The organism is Lysinibacillus sp. TE18511 (assembly GCF_054062295.1).
Map to the genome: position 1 here is coordinate 12250 of NZ_JBSSFD010000029.1, position 18325 is coordinate 30574.

At 37.9% G+C, this 18325-nt stretch carries 18 protein-coding genes; 17 read left to right on the forward strand and 1 reads right to left on the reverse strand.

The genetic code is table 11. The features are described 5' to 3' along the window. The first annotated feature begins 13 nt into the window (after window positions 1-13). From ACVWXS_RS18180 to ACVWXS_RS18230, 11 genes are all read left to right on the forward strand, one after another. Window positions 14-1225, forward strand: a complete 1212-nt coding sequence (locus ACVWXS_RS18180; protein WP_456959530.1) for a ubiquitin-like domain-containing protein — start codon at window positions 14-16, stop codon at window positions 1223-1225. 306 nt (window positions 1226-1531) lie between these two features. Then, a complete protein-coding gene (gene rnmV / locus ACVWXS_RS18185) occupies window positions 1532-2098 on the forward strand; it encodes a ribonuclease M5 (protein ID WP_374964319.1) in 567 nt (188 codons plus the stop codon). Further along, window positions 2091-2972, forward strand: a complete 882-nt coding sequence (rsmA, locus tag ACVWXS_RS18190) for a 16S rRNA (adenine(1518)-N(6)/adenine(1519)-N(6))-dimethyltransferase RsmA (RefSeq protein WP_374964317.1) — start codon at window positions 2091-2093, stop codon at window positions 2970-2972. The genes rnmV and rsmA overlap by 8 nt, the downstream gene beginning before the upstream one ends. Window positions 2973-3129: 157 nt before the next feature. Further along, window positions 3130-3390 carry a biofilm formation stimulator Veg gene (veg, locus tag ACVWXS_RS18195; protein ID WP_053594102.1) on the forward strand — a complete coding sequence of 87 codons (261 nt, stop codon included), beginning with the start codon at window positions 3130-3132 and terminating at the stop codon, window positions 3388-3390. A gap of 112 nt (window positions 3391-3502) precedes the next feature. Continuing rightward, the gene (locus tag ACVWXS_RS18200) at window positions 3503-3685 is read left to right on the forward strand and encodes a small, acid-soluble spore protein, alpha/beta type (protein ID WP_053594103.1); all 183 of its coding nucleotides are present in this window, start codon (window positions 3503-3505) and stop codon (window positions 3683-3685) included. Between the two features lie 216 nt (window positions 3686-3901). After that, on the forward strand, window positions 3902-4768 hold the full coding sequence (gene ispE, locus ACVWXS_RS18205) for a 4-(cytidine 5'-diphospho)-2-C-methyl-D-erythritol kinase (RefSeq protein WP_402990828.1): 867 nt from the start codon (window positions 3902-3904) through the stop codon (window positions 4766-4768). A 56-nt stretch (window positions 4769-4824) separates the two neighbouring features. Continuing rightward, entirely contained in the window at window positions 4825-5652 is an 828-nt protein-coding gene (gene purR / locus ACVWXS_RS18210; protein ID WP_368638477.1) for a pur operon repressor, read from the forward strand. A gap of 3 nt (window positions 5653-5655) precedes the next feature. After that, complete coding sequence (locus ACVWXS_RS18215) at window positions 5656-6030, forward strand: RidA family protein (RefSeq protein WP_068986585.1); 375 nt, start codon at window positions 5656-5658, stop codon at window positions 6028-6030. 235 nt (window positions 6031-6265) lie between these two features. Beyond that, on the forward strand, window positions 6266-6568 hold the full coding sequence (gene spoVG / locus ACVWXS_RS18220; RefSeq protein WP_402990823.1) for a septation regulator SpoVG: 303 nt from the start codon (window positions 6266-6268) through the stop codon (window positions 6566-6568). A 410-nt stretch (window positions 6569-6978) separates the two neighbouring features. Next, entirely contained in the window at window positions 6979-8349 is a 1371-nt protein-coding gene (glmU, locus tag ACVWXS_RS18225; protein WP_368638479.1) for a bifunctional UDP-N-acetylglucosamine diphosphorylase/glucosamine-1-phosphate N-acetyltransferase GlmU, read from the forward strand. 24 nt (window positions 8350-8373) lie between these two features. Continuing rightward, the gene (locus ACVWXS_RS18230; RefSeq protein ID WP_368638480.1) at window positions 8374-9333 is read left to right on the forward strand and encodes a ribose-phosphate diphosphokinase; all 960 of its coding nucleotides are present in this window, start codon (window positions 8374-8376) and stop codon (window positions 9331-9333) included. A 289-nt stretch (window positions 9334-9622) separates the two neighbouring features. Here the strand turns inward: ACVWXS_RS18230 and ACVWXS_RS18235 are convergent, their stop codons facing one another. Further along, window positions 9623-9892 (reverse strand): hypothetical protein, encoded by a 270-nt coding sequence (locus ACVWXS_RS18235; RefSeq protein ID WP_456959534.1) that lies wholly within the window; start codon window positions 9890-9892, stop codon window positions 9623-9625. A 195-nt stretch (window positions 9893-10087) separates the two neighbouring features. On the opposite strand from ACVWXS_RS18235, the gene ACVWXS_RS18240 reads away from it, so the two are divergent. The 6 genes from ACVWXS_RS18240 to ACVWXS_RS18265 all read left to right on the forward strand — a co-directional run bounded on the left by ACVWXS_RS18240 (window position 10088) and on the right by ACVWXS_RS18265 (window position 18318). Next, entirely contained in the window at window positions 10088-10666 is a 579-nt protein-coding gene (locus tag ACVWXS_RS18240) for a 50S ribosomal protein L25/general stress protein Ctc (protein ID WP_456959536.1), read from the forward strand. A 310-nt stretch (window positions 10667-10976) separates the two neighbouring features. After that, complete coding sequence (pth, locus tag ACVWXS_RS18245; RefSeq protein WP_456959537.1) at window positions 10977-11543, forward strand: aminoacyl-tRNA hydrolase; 567 nt, start codon at window positions 10977-10979, stop codon at window positions 11541-11543. A 225-nt stretch (window positions 11544-11768) separates the two neighbouring features. Next, window positions 11769-11996, forward strand: coding sequence for an anti-sigma-F factor Fin (locus ACVWXS_RS18250; protein ID WP_010857031.1), 228 nt, complete (start codon window positions 11769-11771; stop codon window positions 11994-11996). Between the two features lie 137 nt (window positions 11997-12133). Further along, window positions 12134-15646 carry a transcription-repair coupling factor gene (gene mfd, locus ACVWXS_RS18255; protein ID WP_456959538.1) on the forward strand — a complete coding sequence of 1171 codons (3513 nt, stop codon included), beginning with the start codon at window positions 12134-12136 and terminating at the stop codon, window positions 15644-15646. A gap of 354 nt (window positions 15647-16000) precedes the next feature. Further along, window positions 16001-16537 carry a stage V sporulation protein T gene (spoVT, locus tag ACVWXS_RS18260; protein ID WP_068986592.1) on the forward strand — a complete coding sequence of 179 codons (537 nt, stop codon included), beginning with the start codon at window positions 16001-16003 and terminating at the stop codon, window positions 16535-16537. A gap of 158 nt (window positions 16538-16695) precedes the next feature. Continuing rightward, entirely contained in the window at window positions 16696-18318 is a 1623-nt protein-coding gene (locus tag ACVWXS_RS18265; RefSeq protein WP_456959539.1) for a putative polysaccharide biosynthesis protein, read from the forward strand. Window positions 18319-18325: the final 7 nt, after the last annotated feature.

The window sequence follows — 18325 nt, forward strand, 5'->3', positions numbered from 1 at the left end:
GAGGCGTTTTTTCATGTCAAATAATTCCATGAAAAACTTGTTCTTAGGATCATTGAGGAGTAAGCAAACAGTGATAAGCATTATTTCACTTGTCCTGTTTGTAACTGTAATTTCATTTGTACTTTTTCAAGTTACTAAAAAAACCGTAACGCTTGATGCAAACGGGGAAGTAATCAACGTAGTAACACATGCCAAAACTGTAGAACAATTATTACAAGATCAAAATATAGACGTAGCAGAGCATGACAAAATATCACCCTCTCTGAATACCAAAATTGCAAATGGTTTAGCAATTACATGGGAACAGGCAAAAGAAGTAACTATTTCAGTTGATGGAAATCAGTCAAAAGTTTGGACAACTGAAACACAAGTGAAAGACATTTTGAAAGAAGCAAATATCGAAGTATCAGAGCATGACGCATTAGCACAAGGTCTAGATACAGAAGTAGGAGCAGATAACAAAATTGATATTCAAAAAGCGTTTCAAGTAACGCTTGTCGATGGTGTAAACAAAAGACAAGTATGGTCCACTTCGACTACGGTCGCTAACTTTTTAAAACAACAGGGAATTCAGCTAAATGAATTCGATCGTGTCGAGAATAACCAGAAGGACGTAATCACTCCGGGAAGTAAAATCACAGTAGTTCGCGTAGAAAAGGTTATCGATGTAGTGGAAGACTCTTTAGATTTCGCAATTGAAAAGAAGCAGGATGCTTCATTACAAAAAGGAAAACAAAAAGTTGTAACAGCTGGCCAGGAAGGCGTAATTACTCGAACGTATGAAGTCGTGAAGGAAAATGGCAAAGTTGTAGCAAAAAATCTACAATCTGAAAAAGTTGTAAAAGAACCAAAGAAGCAAGTGGTAGCAGTAGGTACTAAATCTGTAGTAGCAAGTGCAGCAACTGTATCACGTGGTTCAAAAGAGCCAGCTAGCGGTAAAGAATTTTATGTAACGGCAACAGCCTATACACCTTATTGTAATGGTTGCTCGGGTACATCTGCCACTGGCATTGATTTGCGCTCAAGTTCTGGATTGAAAGTAATCGCAGTAGACCCATCTGTTATTAAGCTGGGCTCAAAAGTTTGGGTTGAAGGCTATGGAACAGCTATAGCAGGAGATACTGGTGGTGCAATTAAGGGTAATAAGATCGACATACTTGTACAAACTGAAGCCCAAGCTAGCAATTGGGGAGTTAGGAAAGTGCGTATAAAAGTATTAAATTAAAAAAATTGTAAAATTAATCAATGTGTTTTTCGCTAATTAGTAGCTTTCCTGTTTTGACTGGCAGGAAAGCTTTTTTATCTTTTTTTAGTCATTTTTATATTCTAGAGAATGAAGCGTAACTAATTTAAATTTACATAAGGTAAGCCGTAGCGACAGCGGCAATAAGTCTGCGCGAAATTGATGAACAACAATACTCAATTCAAGTACAGAGTATTATATAAGAAGGTGAACGACCGTGTATTTCTGTACAATCGTACAGTGCAGTTGTAAAATGGTCTGAAGATAAGGTAGAAAAGAGGAGCCTTTTTGCAAATAAAAGAAATTATTGTTGTTGAAGGAAAAGATGATACAACAGCTATTAAGCGGGCTACACAGGCAGATACAATAGAAACAAATGGATCGGCTATTTCAGAGGAGACACTCAAGCGAATTCAACATGCACAGGATAAACGAGGTGTTATTGTATTTACTGATCCTGATTATCCAGGCCGTCGGATTCGTGCCATTATCGAGGAGCGTGTAAAAGGAGTGAAACACGCTTTTTTACCAAAAGCTAAAACAATTGCAAAAAACGGTAAAGGACTAGGCATTGAGCATGCAGCAGATGAGGATATACGAGAGGCATTACGACATGTCTATACCCCAAATAGTGTTGAGTTCATCATCGATGATATTACTCTGGAGGATTTAATGACAGCACGTTTGATTGGTCATCAACAGGCGAAAAATCGTCGTGATCGCCTTGGAGAGATTTTAAATATTGGTGCAACAAACGGTAAACAACTTCATAAAAGATTGAAAATGTTTCAAATTACAGAAAAGCAATTTGGTGCGGCCGTCGCACAGTTAGATCAGGAGGAAAACAATGCATAAGGATATTGCAACACCCATTAGAACACAAGAGATTTTAAAGAAATATGGATTTTCATTCAAAAAAAGTTTAGGTCAAAATTTTTTAATAGATCCGAATATATTACGTAATATTGTTAGTCATGCAAATTTGACTGAGAATAGTGGTGCAATCGAAGTTGGTCCTGGCATTGGAGCATTAACAGAGCATTTAGCGAGAAGTGCCAAAAAGGTTGTATCTTTTGAAATTGATCAGCGCTTATTACCTGTATTAGAAGATACACTTAGTCCATATAACAATGTTACTATTGTACATTCAGATATTTTAAAGGCGGATGTTGAGAAGGTAATTAATGAAGAGATGCCGGGAATTGAAGATATTATGGTTGTAGCAAATTTACCTTATTATGTGACGACACCGATTTTAATGAAATTGCTCAATGATCGTTTGCCAATTCGTGGCTTTGTGGTCATGATGCAAAAAGAGGTAGCGGAGCGTATTACGGCTAAACCTGGAACGAAGGAGTACGGTTCTTTATCAATTGCAATCCAATACTATGTAAAGGCTGATATAGCTATGACAGTACCGAAGACTGTTTTCATGCCACAGCCAAATGTAGATTCTGCGGTAATCCGTCTTATTAAACATGATGAGCCTCCAGTAAAGGTAATTGATGAGGACTTCTTATTTGTCGTAACTCGGGCGTCGTTTGTACAGCGTCGAAAAACGATATTTAATAATTTGCAATCAAGTTTACCGAATGGAAAGGAACGTAAGGAGAAAATTATGGAGGCCTTAACTGCAGTAAATATTGAACCAACACGTCGAGGAGAAACACTTACTATACAAGAGTTTGGGAAATTGGCAGATGCACTATATCCAACGTTTGCAAAGTAAAACTTTTTTGTTAACTTTTTTGAGTTTACGTAAAAAAAAATATTTTTTTCATAAAAAATAAGTTGACAATATTTATTGTAGGCTGATAAAATATTATATTTTGTTGACATTTTTGGGCGAATCGCTTATACTAAGTAGTAGTGAGGTGTAAGCGAAAATGCCAAAAACTTTAGCGGACATTAAAAAGTCGTTGGATTGTCATTTGGGTAAACGTTTGCAGTTAAGAGCAAACGGCGGTCGCAAGAAAACGGTCGAGTGTGCAGGGGTATTGCGTGAGACATATCGCGCTATTTTTGTAGTTGAGCTTGATCAAGAGGACAATACGTGCAAGCGCGTATCGTATAGCTACACAGATATTTTAACTGAAGCAGTAGAGATTACATTTTTAGACGAAGCAAAGGCTGCTGTCGCAAAATAGTTTCTAGTACTTATTTCTATATTTTGAAACGCTCATGTATGTTCAAACTGCATGAGTGTTTTGCGTTTTCTGGGACATACTAAATTCGTCAGTTGTTAAAGGAGGAGTTTATATGCCTAGAAAAGGTATCATGTCACCTCGTTTAAAAGAAGAGATCGCTAAAGAACTTGGATTTTATGATGTTGTGCAACGAGAAGGCTGGGGCGGCATAAAAGCTCGAGACGCCGGTAATATGGTGAAACGTGCCATTGAAATGGCTGAAAGAGCAAGTAGTGAGCAAGAGCATAATAAGTAGACTATTTTTGAAATAGACCACTTATAAAAGATAACTTCATTTCAGCAGGGATGAAAACTTCCTGTCGACACAACAACACAACTGACGAGAGAGAACCGTTACACCAAACAGGGGTATACGGTTCTTTTTTTCCGTTTTCGCTTTCCTGTTATGGTAAAATAAAATGAATAATCTTTGTGAAAGATGAACGGCTGTTTATACTAAGGAGGAAGAAAGATGCTTTATGTAAAGGCGCCTGCAAAAATAAATTTAACATTAGATGTACTTTATAAAAGACCAGATAATTATCACGAAGTAGAGATGGTCATGACGACTGTCGATTTAGCTGATCGTATTAGTCTGGAATCCCGCGAAGATGGCGTAATTGAAATAATTTCGACTGATAATTTTGTGCCAAATGATCACCGTAATTTTGCTTATCAGGCAGCGCGTCTAGTTAAAGATACATACGGCATTGGACAAGGTGTATCCATTACTATAGAAAAAGAAATACCAATTGCAGCAGGGCTAGCAGGTGGAAGTAGCGATGCGGCTGCTACACTAAAAGGTTTAAATGAGTTGTGGAATTTAGGGCTATCTATAGACGAGTTAGCCGAATTAGGTGCTAAAATTGGTTCAGATGTTTCTTTTTGTGTCTATGGTGGTACGGCATTAGCAACAGGACGTGGAGAAATAATTCAGGAATTGCCTGCACCACCAAACTGTTGGATAGTCTTAGCTAAGCCAAAAATAGGTGTCTCTACTGCTGAAGTGTATGGTGGACTAAAGGTTGAGGGATTAGCACATCCAAATACGAAACAAATGATTCATGCTATTGAAACGACAAATTATGAGTTACTCTGTGCATCATTAGGAAACGTTTTAGAAACTGTAACATTTAAGCTTCATCCAGAAGTAGTAATGTTAAAGGAACAGATGAAGCGCTTTGGGGCAGATGCAACATTAATGAGTGGAAGCGGTCCAACTGTGTTTGGTTTAGTGGATAGTGAAGCTCGTGTAAGCCGCATTTACAATGGTTTACGTGGTTTTTGTGAAGAAGTATATGCTGTCCGAATTTTAGGCGAGCGAAATACGCTTGCTTAAAACCGCAAATTTATGTTAATTTTACCTATAAATATTCGTGTTTAGGAGAGGGTCGCATGAAATGGAAACGTAGTGAACGACTAGTTGATATGACGTACTATTTACTAGAGCATCCACATCAGTTGATCCCGCTAACTTATTTTTCAGAACTATATCAATCTGCAAAGTCTTCTATTAGTGAAGATTTAACGATTGTAAAAGAAACTTTCGAAGAAAAAGGAATCGGGTTATTGATAACAGTACCGGGCGCTGCTGGAGGAGTTAAGTATATTCCTAAAATGTCCGAGGCTGAGGTCCGTTTAGTTATTCAGGATTTAAAGGCGGAGCTTGAGCATTCAGATCGTTTGTTACCAGGCGGTTATTTATTTATGACGGACTTACTCGGCAATCCAGATTTAATTAATCGAGTTGGAAAGGTGTTTGCATCAGCTTTTGCTGACCAGCAAATTGACGTCATAATGACTGTGGCGACAAAAGGGATTTCTATTGCCCACGCTATTGCAAGACATTTAAATGTACCAGTTGTTGTTGTTAGAAGAGATAGTAAGGTAACGGAAGGCTCTACAGTCAGCATCAACTATGTATCTGGTTCTTCCAGAAGAATTCAGACAATGGTATTATCAAAGAGAAGTATGAAGAGTGGACAAAGAGTGCTTATTACTGACGACTTTATGAAGGTCGGCGGTACAATGAACGGCATGAAAAATCTATTAGAGGAGTTTGACTGTCAGTTGGCAGGTATTGCAGTACTTGTAGAGGCTGAGCATGCAGATGAGACATTAGTAGATGATTATTATTCACTAGTGAAGCTTCATGAGGTCAATGAAAAGGACCGTACAATTGCATTAAGTGAAGGTAACTATTTTTCTAAAAAGGGGAAATGACAAATGAAAGTAGTAGCAACAACAAATGCACCAGCAGCAATCGGACCATATTCACAAGGTATTATTGTAAATGGCATGTTTTATAGCTCAGGTCAAATTCCACTAACAGCAGCTGGCGAATTAGTAGAAGGCGACATCACGGTTCAAACAAATCAAGTATTTGCTAATTTAAAAGCAGTTTTAGAAGCTGCTGGAACTTCATTAGACAATGTTGTGAAAACAACTGTTTTTATGAAGGACATGAACGACTTTGTCGCAATGAATGAAGTATATGCTAGCCACTTTGGCGATCATAAACCAGCTCGTTCAGCAGTAGAGGTTGCACGTCTACCGAAGGATGTAAAAGTAGAAATTGAAGTTATTGCCATCGTTAAATAAGAAATTTTTTAATCCCGCTAGAAGAGAAGTGATTAGCTCTTTTTAGTGGGCTTTTTTTATTAGTATCAGAGCAGCTGACAAACAATTGTCAAAATTTCCGTAAATTAAAGGAAATATTATACTAATGAGTATTCAAATTTTTTAGAAAATTTGATAGACTAGAAAAAGGAAAATATTCGGTAATAAAGAATATTAGATTTTTATTTAGGCATCTAAGATGAGAGGTGGTGAGAAAATGGAAGTTACTGATGTAAGGTTACGTCGTGTACAGACGGATGGTCGCATGCGTGCGATTGCTTCCATTACACTCGACAATGAGTTTGTGGTTCACGATATTCGTGTAATCGATGGGAATACTGGTTTGTTTGTTGCTATGCCAAGTAAACGAACGCCAGACGGTGAATTTAGAGATATTGCGCATCCTATTAATTCAACGACTCGCAATAAAATTCAGGAGATTATTTTAAACGAGTACCATAATTCAAGCGAAACAGAAGAAGTCGAGAAAACAGAAGAATTAGAAGGAATTGGCGTATAGTTACAAAAGAAATAAATGTTAATGTAAAAAGCTATTGGCTCATCTTCAAAAGTTGGAGATGAAATTTGATAAAACCTATGCCTTGTATATAAGTTGATTGGATGCTGGGCGACTCATCGGAGCCCAGGCCGAGACGGAAATCAACCCCATGCTAGGGTGACGATCCAATCTATTGAAATTTTAGTATACATCTGGCTATAGTATATAATTAGAGCTCTTCTTGATTGGAGAGTTCTTTTTATTTTGTGAATAAGAGAAATAGAGCAGTTTTAGGAAATACATATTAACATTCGAGCATAAGGTGCATTTGATTTGGAAATTCATCTTTTTGTCAAGTCTACACACCTTGAAAATAGATGGATTTTGCTATATAGTCATAAGAGAAAATGAGCGTATTGGAGGACTTACAGATGAGCAACATTTTTGCTGTCATTTTGGCTGCAGGTCAAGGTACACGTATGAAGTCCAAATTATATAAAGTGCTCCATCCAGTATGTGGGAAACCGATGGTACAACATGTAGTGGATCACATTCAAACGTTAGATGCGAATCGCATTGTAACGGTTGTAGGACATGGTGCAGAAAAGGTAAAACAACAGCTTGGAGATAAAAGCGAATATGTTTTACAGGCTGAACAGTTAGGGACAGCTCATGCTGTACAACAGGCTGAGGCAATTTTAGGTAGCGAAGAAGGTACAACGTTAGTTGTTTGTGGTGATACGCCACTTATTCGCCCTGAAACGATGCAAGCTTTGTTCGAGCATCATCAAGTAAAGAATGCTAAGGCTACTATTTTAACAGCGATTGCTGAAAACCCAACAGGCTATGGTCGTATTTTACGTGGCGACAATGGACAGGTGGAGCAAATTGTTGAACAAAAGGATGCTTCAGCAGAGCAACAATTAGTTAAAGAAATTAATACGGGCACATACTGCTTTGATAATAAAGCGTTATTTGAGACATTAAAGCTTGTGAAAAACGACAACGCACAGGGTGAGTTTTATTTACCTGATGTGATTGAAATTTTACAAAAACAAGGCGATGTCGTGGAAGCATATGTAACGGAAGACTTTGAAGAAACACTCGGTGTTAATGATCGTGTGGCTTTATCACAAGCAGAAGGGCTAATGCGTGCAAGAATTAATGAAAAACATATGCGTAACGGTGTGACAATCATTAATCCAGAAACAACGTATATTAGCGCAGACGCAGTGATTGGTAGAGATACTGTCATTCAGCCAGGCTCTATGATAGAAGGTGCGACTGTTATTGGTGAAGATTGTATAATCGGACCAAACACACAAATCATGGATAGCCGAATCGGTGACCGAACAACTGTGCATTCTTCTGTTGTGCGTGAAAGCGCTGTAGCGGAAGACACAGCTATTGGACCGTTTGCGCATATTCGACCACTTTCTGATATTGGTAGCCATGTGAAAATTGGTAACTTTGTAGAAGTGAAGAAAAGTAAACTAGGTAATGACACAAAAATATCACACTTAAGCTATATTGGCGATGCTGAAATAGGAAGTAATGTTAATATTGGCTGTGGTTCCATTACTGTAAACTATGATGGAAAAAACAAGTTCCAAACAATTATTGAAGATGATGTATTTGTAGGATGTAATACTAACTTAGTAGCGCCAGTGAAAGTTGGAAAAGGTTCATTTATTGCTGCAGGATCTACAATTACAAAAGAAGTTCCTGAGGATGCACTTGCAATTGCTCGTGCAAGACAAGAAAACAAACCGAATTATGTAAGCAAACTAAATTCAAAATAATTATCAACCAAACAGGAGGCCATCATGCCGTATCATTATGCAAACTCACAATTAAAAATATTTTCACTTAATTCTAACAATCCACTTGCTCAAGAAATTGCGCAAGAAATGGGTGTTGAATTAGGTAGATCTTCTGTTAAGCACTTCAGTGATGGAGAGGTTCAAATTAGCATTGAAGAAAGTATTCGTGGTTGTGATGTGTTTATCGTGCAGTCTACTTCTGCGCCTGTAAACGAACATTTAATGGAGCTTTTAATTATGGTAGATGCTGTAAAACGTGCATCTGCACGTACAGTAAACGTTGTAATGCCTTACTATGGCTATGCTCGTCAGGACCGTAAAGCAAAAGCACGCGAGCCAATTACAGCTAAATTAGTAGCAAACTTACTTGAAACAGCTGGTGCAACACGTGTAATCGTTTTAGATTTACACGCACCACAAATCCAAGGTTTCTTCGATATTCTAATCGACCATTTAATGGCAGTGCCTTTACTATCTGATTACTTCAAATCAAAAGGTATTCCAGAAGATCAAATCGTTGTTGTTTCCCCAGACCATGGTGGTGTAACACGTGCTCGTAAAATGGCAGAACGTTTAAAAGCACCTATTGCAATTATTGACAAGCGCCGTCCAAAACCAAATGTTGCAGAAGTAATGAACATTGTTGGTAATGTTGATGGTAAAGTGGCAATCTTGATTGATGATATTATTGACACTGCAGGTACGATTACAATCGGTGCCGATGCATTACGCGCTGCTGGTGCGAAAGAAGTTTATGCTTGCTGCTCTCACCCAGTACTATCAGGACCAGCAATCGATCGTATCGAAAACTCTTCGATTAAAGAATTAGTAGTAACAAATACAATTCAACTTTCTGAAGAGAAAAAATCTCCGAAAATTACAGAGCTTTCAGTAGCTAAATTGATGGCAGATGCAATCTCTCGTGTTTATGAAAACAAATCTGTAAGTACTCTATTTGATTAATATAAATAAAGATATTGCAAGTGCCGTAATATATGGCAAAGTAAGGGCAAATCTACGTTAAAAAGTAGATTTGTCCTTTTTATATGTGTTTTTGTGTGAATTTTCTTATAAAAGAGTATATAGTAAATGGGACTTAATAATATTTACACTACTTTATAAAAAATAGAGGTTTATCACCTAAAGATGGGGATACATTTTGTTAAAACATATTTTAAATGAAAAAGTTGATTGGGGTGAAGACTGGGCGACTCCTTGGGGATTAGCGATAGAGGAACGAAAGCTAAGAGCATCACATCCTGTGATAACGCCTCCGTGACCAACATCGGTGCTTTTGCCGCTGCCGCTTCGCTTTCGCGCAGATAAAACCCTTTTGCCGCTGCCGCTTCGCTTTCGCGCAGATAAAACCCTTTTGCCGCTGCCGCTTCGCTTTCGCGCAGATAAAACCCTTTTGCCGCCGCCGCTTCGCTTTCGCGCAGATAAAACCCTTTTGCCGCCGCCGCTTCGCTTTCGCGCAGATAAAACCCTTTTGTTGCCGCTTCGTTGCACTACGCTTTCGCACAGAAAACAATTGTTGTCCCGAATCCCCCAGGAAAGCGCCCAGTCGGAACGGAAATCAACCCCACGTTATGGTGATGAGCCGAAATAGAGGTAAATATTATTATAGCCTTCAACATATGTCATTATATTTTAAAAAGTGATAGTGACATTAATCGTAAGGCGTAAATAATTTTTCTTGGAAGGGGAAGTATAGATAATGAGTAAAGTATTAAGTGTTAAAAAGCGCGAAGCTGGGCATCGTTCGACATTAACCCAACTTAGAAAAGGGGGAGCCATTCCTGCGGTTATTTATGGCTATAATTTAGATTCAACCCCAATTTCTATTTCAGCGAAGGAATTCAGAAAATCTATTTTAAAAAATGGACAAAACAGTGTATTTCCGATGGATTTAGACGGGAAAAAAGTGAATGTTGTTGTGTCAGAAATACAACAAAGCTCTTTGAGAGATGAAGTAAATCATATAGACTTTTTTGCAATTAATATGTCGGAAGCGTTAGAAGCTGATGTGCCTATTAAACTTGTCGGAGATTCAGTTGGCGTAAGTGAAGGTGGTATTTTGATGCAGCCTAACTTAGAGTTGAAAATTAAAGTAAAACCAACTGATATGCCTGAAGTAATTGAAGTGGATATTACTAAACTCTTAATTGGTGAGTCCATTACAGTAGCAAATATTCGTGAAACAATAGATTTTGAGATTGTTAGTGAAGATGATCGCATATTAGCAACGATGATGGCTCCAGCTGTAGTAGTTGAAGAAGCAGATAGTACTGAATAAGAGTAAAAATAGATAATCAGGAAAGGCTGTTAAAGAAGGCTATACTTCTTTAGCAGCCTTTTTGTGTTTTATGGAAATCTATATACCTCATATAATTAAAAGATTTATGAAGGAGAACGATATTTTATTTGAGACCTTCTGTTTTTTAGTGGAGTCTCAATATAGCTTTTGAAAAGCATCTATACTTTTCTTAGTTAATCAGTGCTTTTGTATTTTTGAATTTTTTCCATTCAAGAAATGTACGAAATGCTTTCTTGGCACACGGTATGGTAAAATAATGACTATTAGATTTGAAAGAAGAGAGGTACTTATGAAAATTATCGTCGGTTTAGGGAATCCGGGTAAACCTTATGAACATACAAGACATAATATTGGCTTTGATGTTCTTGATGCTATAGCTGAAAAATGGGGTACACCTTTAACTAATTCAAAGTTTAACGGTATGTATGCAACGGTACATCGTCCTGAAGGAAAGGTTCTACTTGTTAAACCTTTAACATATATGAATTTATCAGGGGAATGTGTTGGTCCCCTTATGGACTATTTTGATATTGATGTGGAAGATTTAATTGTTATCTATGACGATTTAGATTTAGAAACAGGTAAATTACGTCTGCGTCAAAAAGGTAGTGCAGGTGGACATAATGGTATTAAATCATTAATTCAGCATTTAGGCACGCAAGAATTTAATCGCATCCGTGTTGGGGTTAATCGCCCGCCAGCTGGCATGAAGGTAGCAGATTACGTGTTATCGAAATTTTCAAAAGAAGATCAAGCTGTTGTTGGGGACGCTATTGAAAAGTGTGTAAATGCTATAGAAGCATCTCTTTCAGAACCATTTCTTGATGTGATGAATCACTTTAACAGTAGTAAATAAATATATAAAAAGTTAAAGCTTATTGTGGATATTACGGACGGACCTTGTGACTACGGCCAACTAAACTGTATAGCGTAGTCTTCAACACAATGCAAAAATTATTCTCTTTTCTGAAGTCATAGTAACTAAGACATTAAAGCTGAGCGAAAATTGGAAAGTGCATAATCCTTTTTAGAAATGTCTATACTTTAAGTAGGAAGTTGCTTAAAGGAGGATGATTTGGAGATGTCAGTTCGCTATCGATGTCGGCATTGTGAAGTAGAAATAGGGACACTACCATTTGATGCAGATGATACAATCCGAAAACTGCATATTTTTGAAATGGGAGAAGCGGATGATTATGTTGAGAAAGATCAACATGGACAAACGACGGTGCACTGCATTTGTGAGCAATGTGAGGATTCGCTGAAACAATATCCAGATTATCACGCACTCAATAAATGGATTCAATAATTGGAAGGATGCTTTGGCGCACTTTCGTGCGTTCAAAGCTTTTTCCGTTTAAAAAATGGACAATAAAGATGCGTATTATAGTACTAGATTCGTAGTATATGACGAATAGAATTACGCGCTGAAAGGAGCTTTTGACTGTGGAAGTTTTACGACAGCTTGTGTCGCAGGACAAACATATCACATCATTTTTACAGGAGATTCAGAGCGGTCATACTGCATCACAACTTATTACAGGATTAACAGGAAGCACACGCCCGGTAATGGTCGATGTGTTATTTGAATATGTAAAAAAACCAATCTATATTGTATCTCCTAATCTATTGCAAGCTCAAAAAATGGCTGACGAGCTTGTGGGACTTTTAGGTGAGGAGCATGTTCATTATTATCCTGCGGATGAGTTTATTGCCGCAGATTTGTCTGTAGCCTCTCCAGAGTTACGTGCAGAGCGAATCGCGACACTCGATCACCTAGCTAGAGGTGAAAAAGCTGTTTATGTGATACCAGTTGCGGGCTTACGCAAAGTGATGCAGCCTAAAGAGCATTGGCTACAATATTTTTTACAAACAGCAGTAGGCGAGGAAATTCAGACTGAAGAATGGCTGCAAACATTAGTAGAGATGGGGTACGTACGTAATTCAATGGTGACAACACCTGGTGAATTTGCGTTACGTGGTGGCATACTAGATATTTATCCGCCGTATTTAGAGTCACCTATTCGTATTGAGTTATTTGATACGGAAGTGGACTCTATTCGAACATTTTCAGCGGATGATCAACGTTCCATTGATAAATTGCAAAAAGTTCGTATCCTACCAGCGTCTGAAGTTATTTTGACGAAGAAAGAAAGAGTCGCGTTGGCAAGTCGTTTAGAAGCGGCATTAGCGACAAGTTTAAAGAAAGTCAAAAAACAAGAGACAAAGGAGTTACTTTATCAGCATATACAATATGATATTGAGTTGTTACAGCAGGGGAATTTACCCGATTATGTAAACAAATATGGTTCGTTATTGTATGAGAAAACTGCTTACTTAGGTGACTATTTTGCACATGATGGGATTGTGCTATTTGATGAGCTTGGCCGTATTCAGGAGGTTATGGAAGCCTGGGAACGTGAAGAGGATGAATGGTTTTTATCTTTAATTGAAGAAGGAAAAATGGTGCATGATGTAAAGCCTGCCTTCTCTTTAAAAGAAATATTAGCCATGCTGTCACAGCAAAAATTATATTTCTCATTATTTTCACGGACATTTGCAGGTGTAACGTTTAATAAGACGACAAACTTTTCTTGTAAGCCAATGCAGCAATTTCATGGTCAAATGTCTTTATTACAAAGTGAGGTTGAACGCTGGCTACTTGGTAAATTTACTGTACTTATCGTTACTAGGGATAAAGAACGTGTTAAACGTGTACAGGAAATGCTTGAGGAATATGATATTCATACGACAATCGGTGATCCAACAGAGCCGGGTATTTATATTGTGGATGGTTCACTGTCTAGTGGCTTTGAATTGCCATTACAACGTCTAGCGATCGTGACAGAGGATGAATTATTCAAACAACAGGCGAAGAAAAAAGCACGTCCTCAAAAAATGACGAATGCCGAACGTATTAAAAGCTATACAGAAATTAAACCTGGTGATTATGTTGTACATGTACATCATGGTATTGGGAAATATATTGGTGTAGAGACATTAGAGGTAAATGGTACACATAAGGATTACTTACACATTCGATATCGTGCAGATGATAAATTATATGTACCAGTAGAGCAAATCGATTTAATTCAAAAATATGTGGCATCTGAAGAACGTGAACCGAAGCTACATAAATTAGGTGGAGCAGAGTGGAAAAAAGCCAAAGCAAAGGTATCGTCTGCTGTACAAGATATTGCTGATGATTTAATTAAACTTTATGCGAAGCGTGAAGCAGAGAAGGGCCATGCATTTGCGTTTGACAACGATGATCAGCGTAATTTCGAGGCTTCATTCCCGTATGAGGAGACTGAAGATCAGCTACGTTCAATTGTTGAAGTAAAACGTGATATGGAACGTGAACGCCCTATGGATCGCCTCGTATGTGGTGACGTAGGCTATGGTAAAACAGAGGTAGCAATTCGTGCCGCATTTAAAGCAATTCAAGATGGTAAACAGGTCGCTTTCCTAGTTCCAACAACAATTTTAGCGCAGCAGCACTATGAAACTATTCGTGAACGATTCCAAGACTTCGCCATAAACGTAGGACTCTTGTCTCGTTTCCGTACAAAAAAAGAACAAACAGCGACCTTAAAAGGTTTAAAAGAAGGACAAGTTGATATTGTCGTTGGAACACACCGAATTTTATCTAAGGATCTAACATTCCAAGACTTAGGACTGCTCATTGTAGATGAAGAGCAACGTTTTGGCGTCACACATAAGGAAAAAATTAAACAACTAAAAACAAATGTCGATGTATTAACGCTCACAGCTACTCCAATTCCAAGAACGTTGCATATGTCGATGGTAGGCGTTCGTGATTTATCGGTTATTGAAACGCCACCAGCCAACCGTTTCCCGGTGCAAACGTATGTAATGGAGCATAGTGGTGCATTAGTGCGTGAAGCCATTGAGAGAGAAATGGCACGTGGAGGCCAAGTATTCTATTTATACAATCGCGTAGAGGATATGGCTCGAAAAGTCGAGGAGATTCAAATGCTTGTTCCAGAAGCACGCATAGGGCATGCACATGGGAAAATGACGGAATCCGAATTAGAATCTGTAATATTGGCCTTTTTAGCAGGTGACTATGATGTGCTAGTAACGACAACTATTATCGAGACCGGTGTGGATATACCAAATGTGAACACATTGATTGTCCATGATGCTGATCGAATGGGCTTAGCGCAGCTTTATCAATTGCGTGGTCGTGTAGGGCGTTCTAATAGGGTGGCATATGCGTACTTTATGTACCAACGTGATAAAGTTCTTACAGATGTAGCTGAGCAACGATTACAGGCGATTAAAGAATTTACAGAGTTGGGATCAGGTTTTAAAATTGCTATGCGTGACTTATCCATTCGTGGAGCTGGTAACTTGCTTGGGGCTCAACAGCATGGCTTTATTGATTCTGTCGGTTTTGATTTATATTCACAAATGCTAGAAGAAGCAATTGCCGAGCGTCAAACAGGTGTGAAAAAAGAAGAAAAACCAGACATTGAAATTCTATTGAGTGTGGATGCATATATCCCAGATGTATACATTCCTGACGGCTATCAAAAAATTCAAATGTATAAACGTATCAAGGCAATGGATAATGTGGAAGAATATGGCGAAATTATGGAGGAATTAGCGGATCGCTTCGGTGATCTTCCGATTGAAACAGAACGCTTACTGCGAATTGCACGTATGAAGGTATGGGGATTAGATGCAGGGGTATTATCTGTGAAAGAAAAGCAAAAGATTGTCACACTATTGTTGTCTGCCGAAGGGACAGCGCGCGTTGATGGCGGTAAAATTGTTGAGGAATCCATGAAATTTGAACGTGCTGTCGGTTTTGGTATGGATGGTATGCAATTGAAATTTACAATCGATGAACGAAAGTGTGGAAAATATCAACCCTTTGATATTTTAGAAGAAATGATGCAAATTATTGCTAATGCAAAAAAACAACAATAGATGAAAGGCTGATCTTACCTCACGATGGGTAATGATCAGCCTTTTTTATTCGGCTAAGAATAAAATGACAAGCGTCGAAACGTCAAAGTCGAATTGATTATTATGGTTCACTAAATTTTTTCATAAATCATTTATAGAAATTTGTTCTGTGGTTAATCTAAGATAAGTTGATTGAAGTTAAAATTCTACATGTTAGAAGCATTTAGAGCACAATGGCTTAGGCTTTCAAAAACCTTTTGAAAAAATAAGTTGGCTGTGAAATCCTTTTTCTTCAGTTTTTGCATAGATTGCTTCATAAAAAACCATACTATTGTTGAATAAAAATTTCATTGTAGCGAAAGCGAGGCATTAAGAATGAAGGCAACAGGAATTGTTCGTCGTATTGATGATTTAGGGCGTGTGGTTATTCCAAAAGAAATTCGTAGGACGCTACGTATTCGTGAAGGTGACCCGCTAGAAATTTATACAGACCGTGAAGGTGAAGTCATTTTAAAGAAATATTCTCCAATTAATGATTTGGGAGAATTTGCGAGAGAATATGTAGAAACATTATATGAAACGTTAGGTACTCCAGCATTTGTAACCGACCGAGATGAAGTAATTGCTGTTTCAGGAATCGGTAAGAAAGAGTACATTAATCGTCGTATTACATCCTTTGCGGAAAGTTTCATGGATGAGCGTTCAACAAAAATAGAAAAAATGGAAACAACTATTGAGATTGTTCCTGGACAATATGAGCAAGTGAAGTCATATTGTGCAACGCCTATTATGGTAAATGGTGACCCAATCGGTTGTATTATCGTTTTGTCTAAAGTGCATTTTGTCGGTGAGGTTGAAGTCAAAGTGGCAGAAACAGCTGCTAACTTCTTAGCGAAACAAATGAATAGTTAATGAAAATTTAAAGTTATTGCGCTGACCTTTTAGGCTGAACAATAACTTTTTTTGTACATAGTTATATACAGAATATTTATGATGGTGCTATCGGGCGCGTCAAACTTTTGAGATATGCTATACTATTGGCATTGTTATAGAAGGAAAGAGGGCAATTTATGTCGGAACGTTTTGGCATGAAAAGCTACATGAAGGGCGCGGCATTACTTACAATTGCTGCTCTTATTGTGAAGGTTCTAAGTGCAATTTATCGTGTGCCTTTTCAAAACCTTGTTGGTGATGAAGGGTTTTATATTTACCAGCAAGTTTATCCAATAATATCCATTTTTGTTGTATGGACATCTAGTGGCTTTGCAGTAGCCATTTCTAAAATGCTAGCAGATAATGATTGTATTTTAGACCCGTTGGAGCGAAATCGGAAACGTAGCGGAATTATACGTATTGTTTTTCGTTATTTAACACTACTATCGTTGTTGTTTTTTGGTGTTTTATTTGGTGGTGCTGAAATACTTGCACAGCTCATGGGCGATACTGAGCTAGCACCATTAATACGGACTGGTTCATTTATAGTGCTTGTCATGCCAGCTCTCGCTACTTTGAAGGGTGGCTTTCAATCAAGAGGTATTATGGAGCCGATTGCTTATGCACAAGTCCTTGAACAGGCTGTGAGAGTATCTGTCATTTTAGCAGGTACATTTATTATTATGACGACGACAAAATCACTATATAGCGCAGGGCAAATGGCCATTATAGGTACAGTAATTGGTGAAATTGTAGGCTTTTTATTACTGGCGTTTATCTTTAAAAAACGTTTTGGCCTATTGAAAGATCAAAAACTACAGCAACGTATCGAAGGTTTTTCCGTTATTAAAGAGGTAACATTGCTAAGCTTAAGTGTGAGCATGAGTGGTCTATTGTTACTAGGCTATCAGCTAGTGGACTCCTTTACTATTTATTCACTATTAATCGAAGGTGGTATGGATCAGACGGTAGCTAAAGAAACAAAAGGCATTTATGACCGCGGGCAGCCATTGGTACAGCTTGGAATTGTCATTGCTTCTTCTCTTTCGCTTGCTATTGTGCCTCTTATTGCACATATGTCTAAAAAACAGGATGGGCGTAGTGCAATCCCGTTTATACAGCTAACGTATAGAGCGTCAGTATTATTTGGATGGGCAGCATCTCTAGGTTTAATACTCGTTATGCCTTATATTAATGCAATGCTTTTTAAAACAGATGCACTGTCAGAAGTGCTTATGGTATATGTGTTACAAATTGTCCCTTTGTCTATTATTTTGACATTTACAGCTATTCTGCAAGGTTATGGAAAATTAAAAAAGCCAGCGTTATTTTTAATTATAGGTTTTGTATTAAAAATAATATTAAATGTGCTGATAGTTAGATTCTTCGGAGTAGTAGGTGCGGCCATTGCTAATAATGTGGGTCTATTATTTACAGCACTGATGCTTGCTTTTTATTTAAAGAAAATGACAGCAATTCAATTAGCGCCAGCAGATTTTTACAAAAAAGTTGGAATTGCTTCATTCAGCATGGCAATTGTAGTATTAGTTTGGTTACAGTTTGTGCCAGAGTTGTTAAACCAATTTTTATCACCCCGATTTGTCGCAGTGATAGCAGGTTCTACAGCCGTATGTTTAGGTGCATTTGTAATGATGACAGTAATTGCTAAGTTACGAGTACTGGCTGAAAAAGAGTGGTACTTACTGCCGTTTGGGCGCAAAATGGCTGTTTATCAATTATGGTTAAATCGGAAGAAGTAGGTGGATG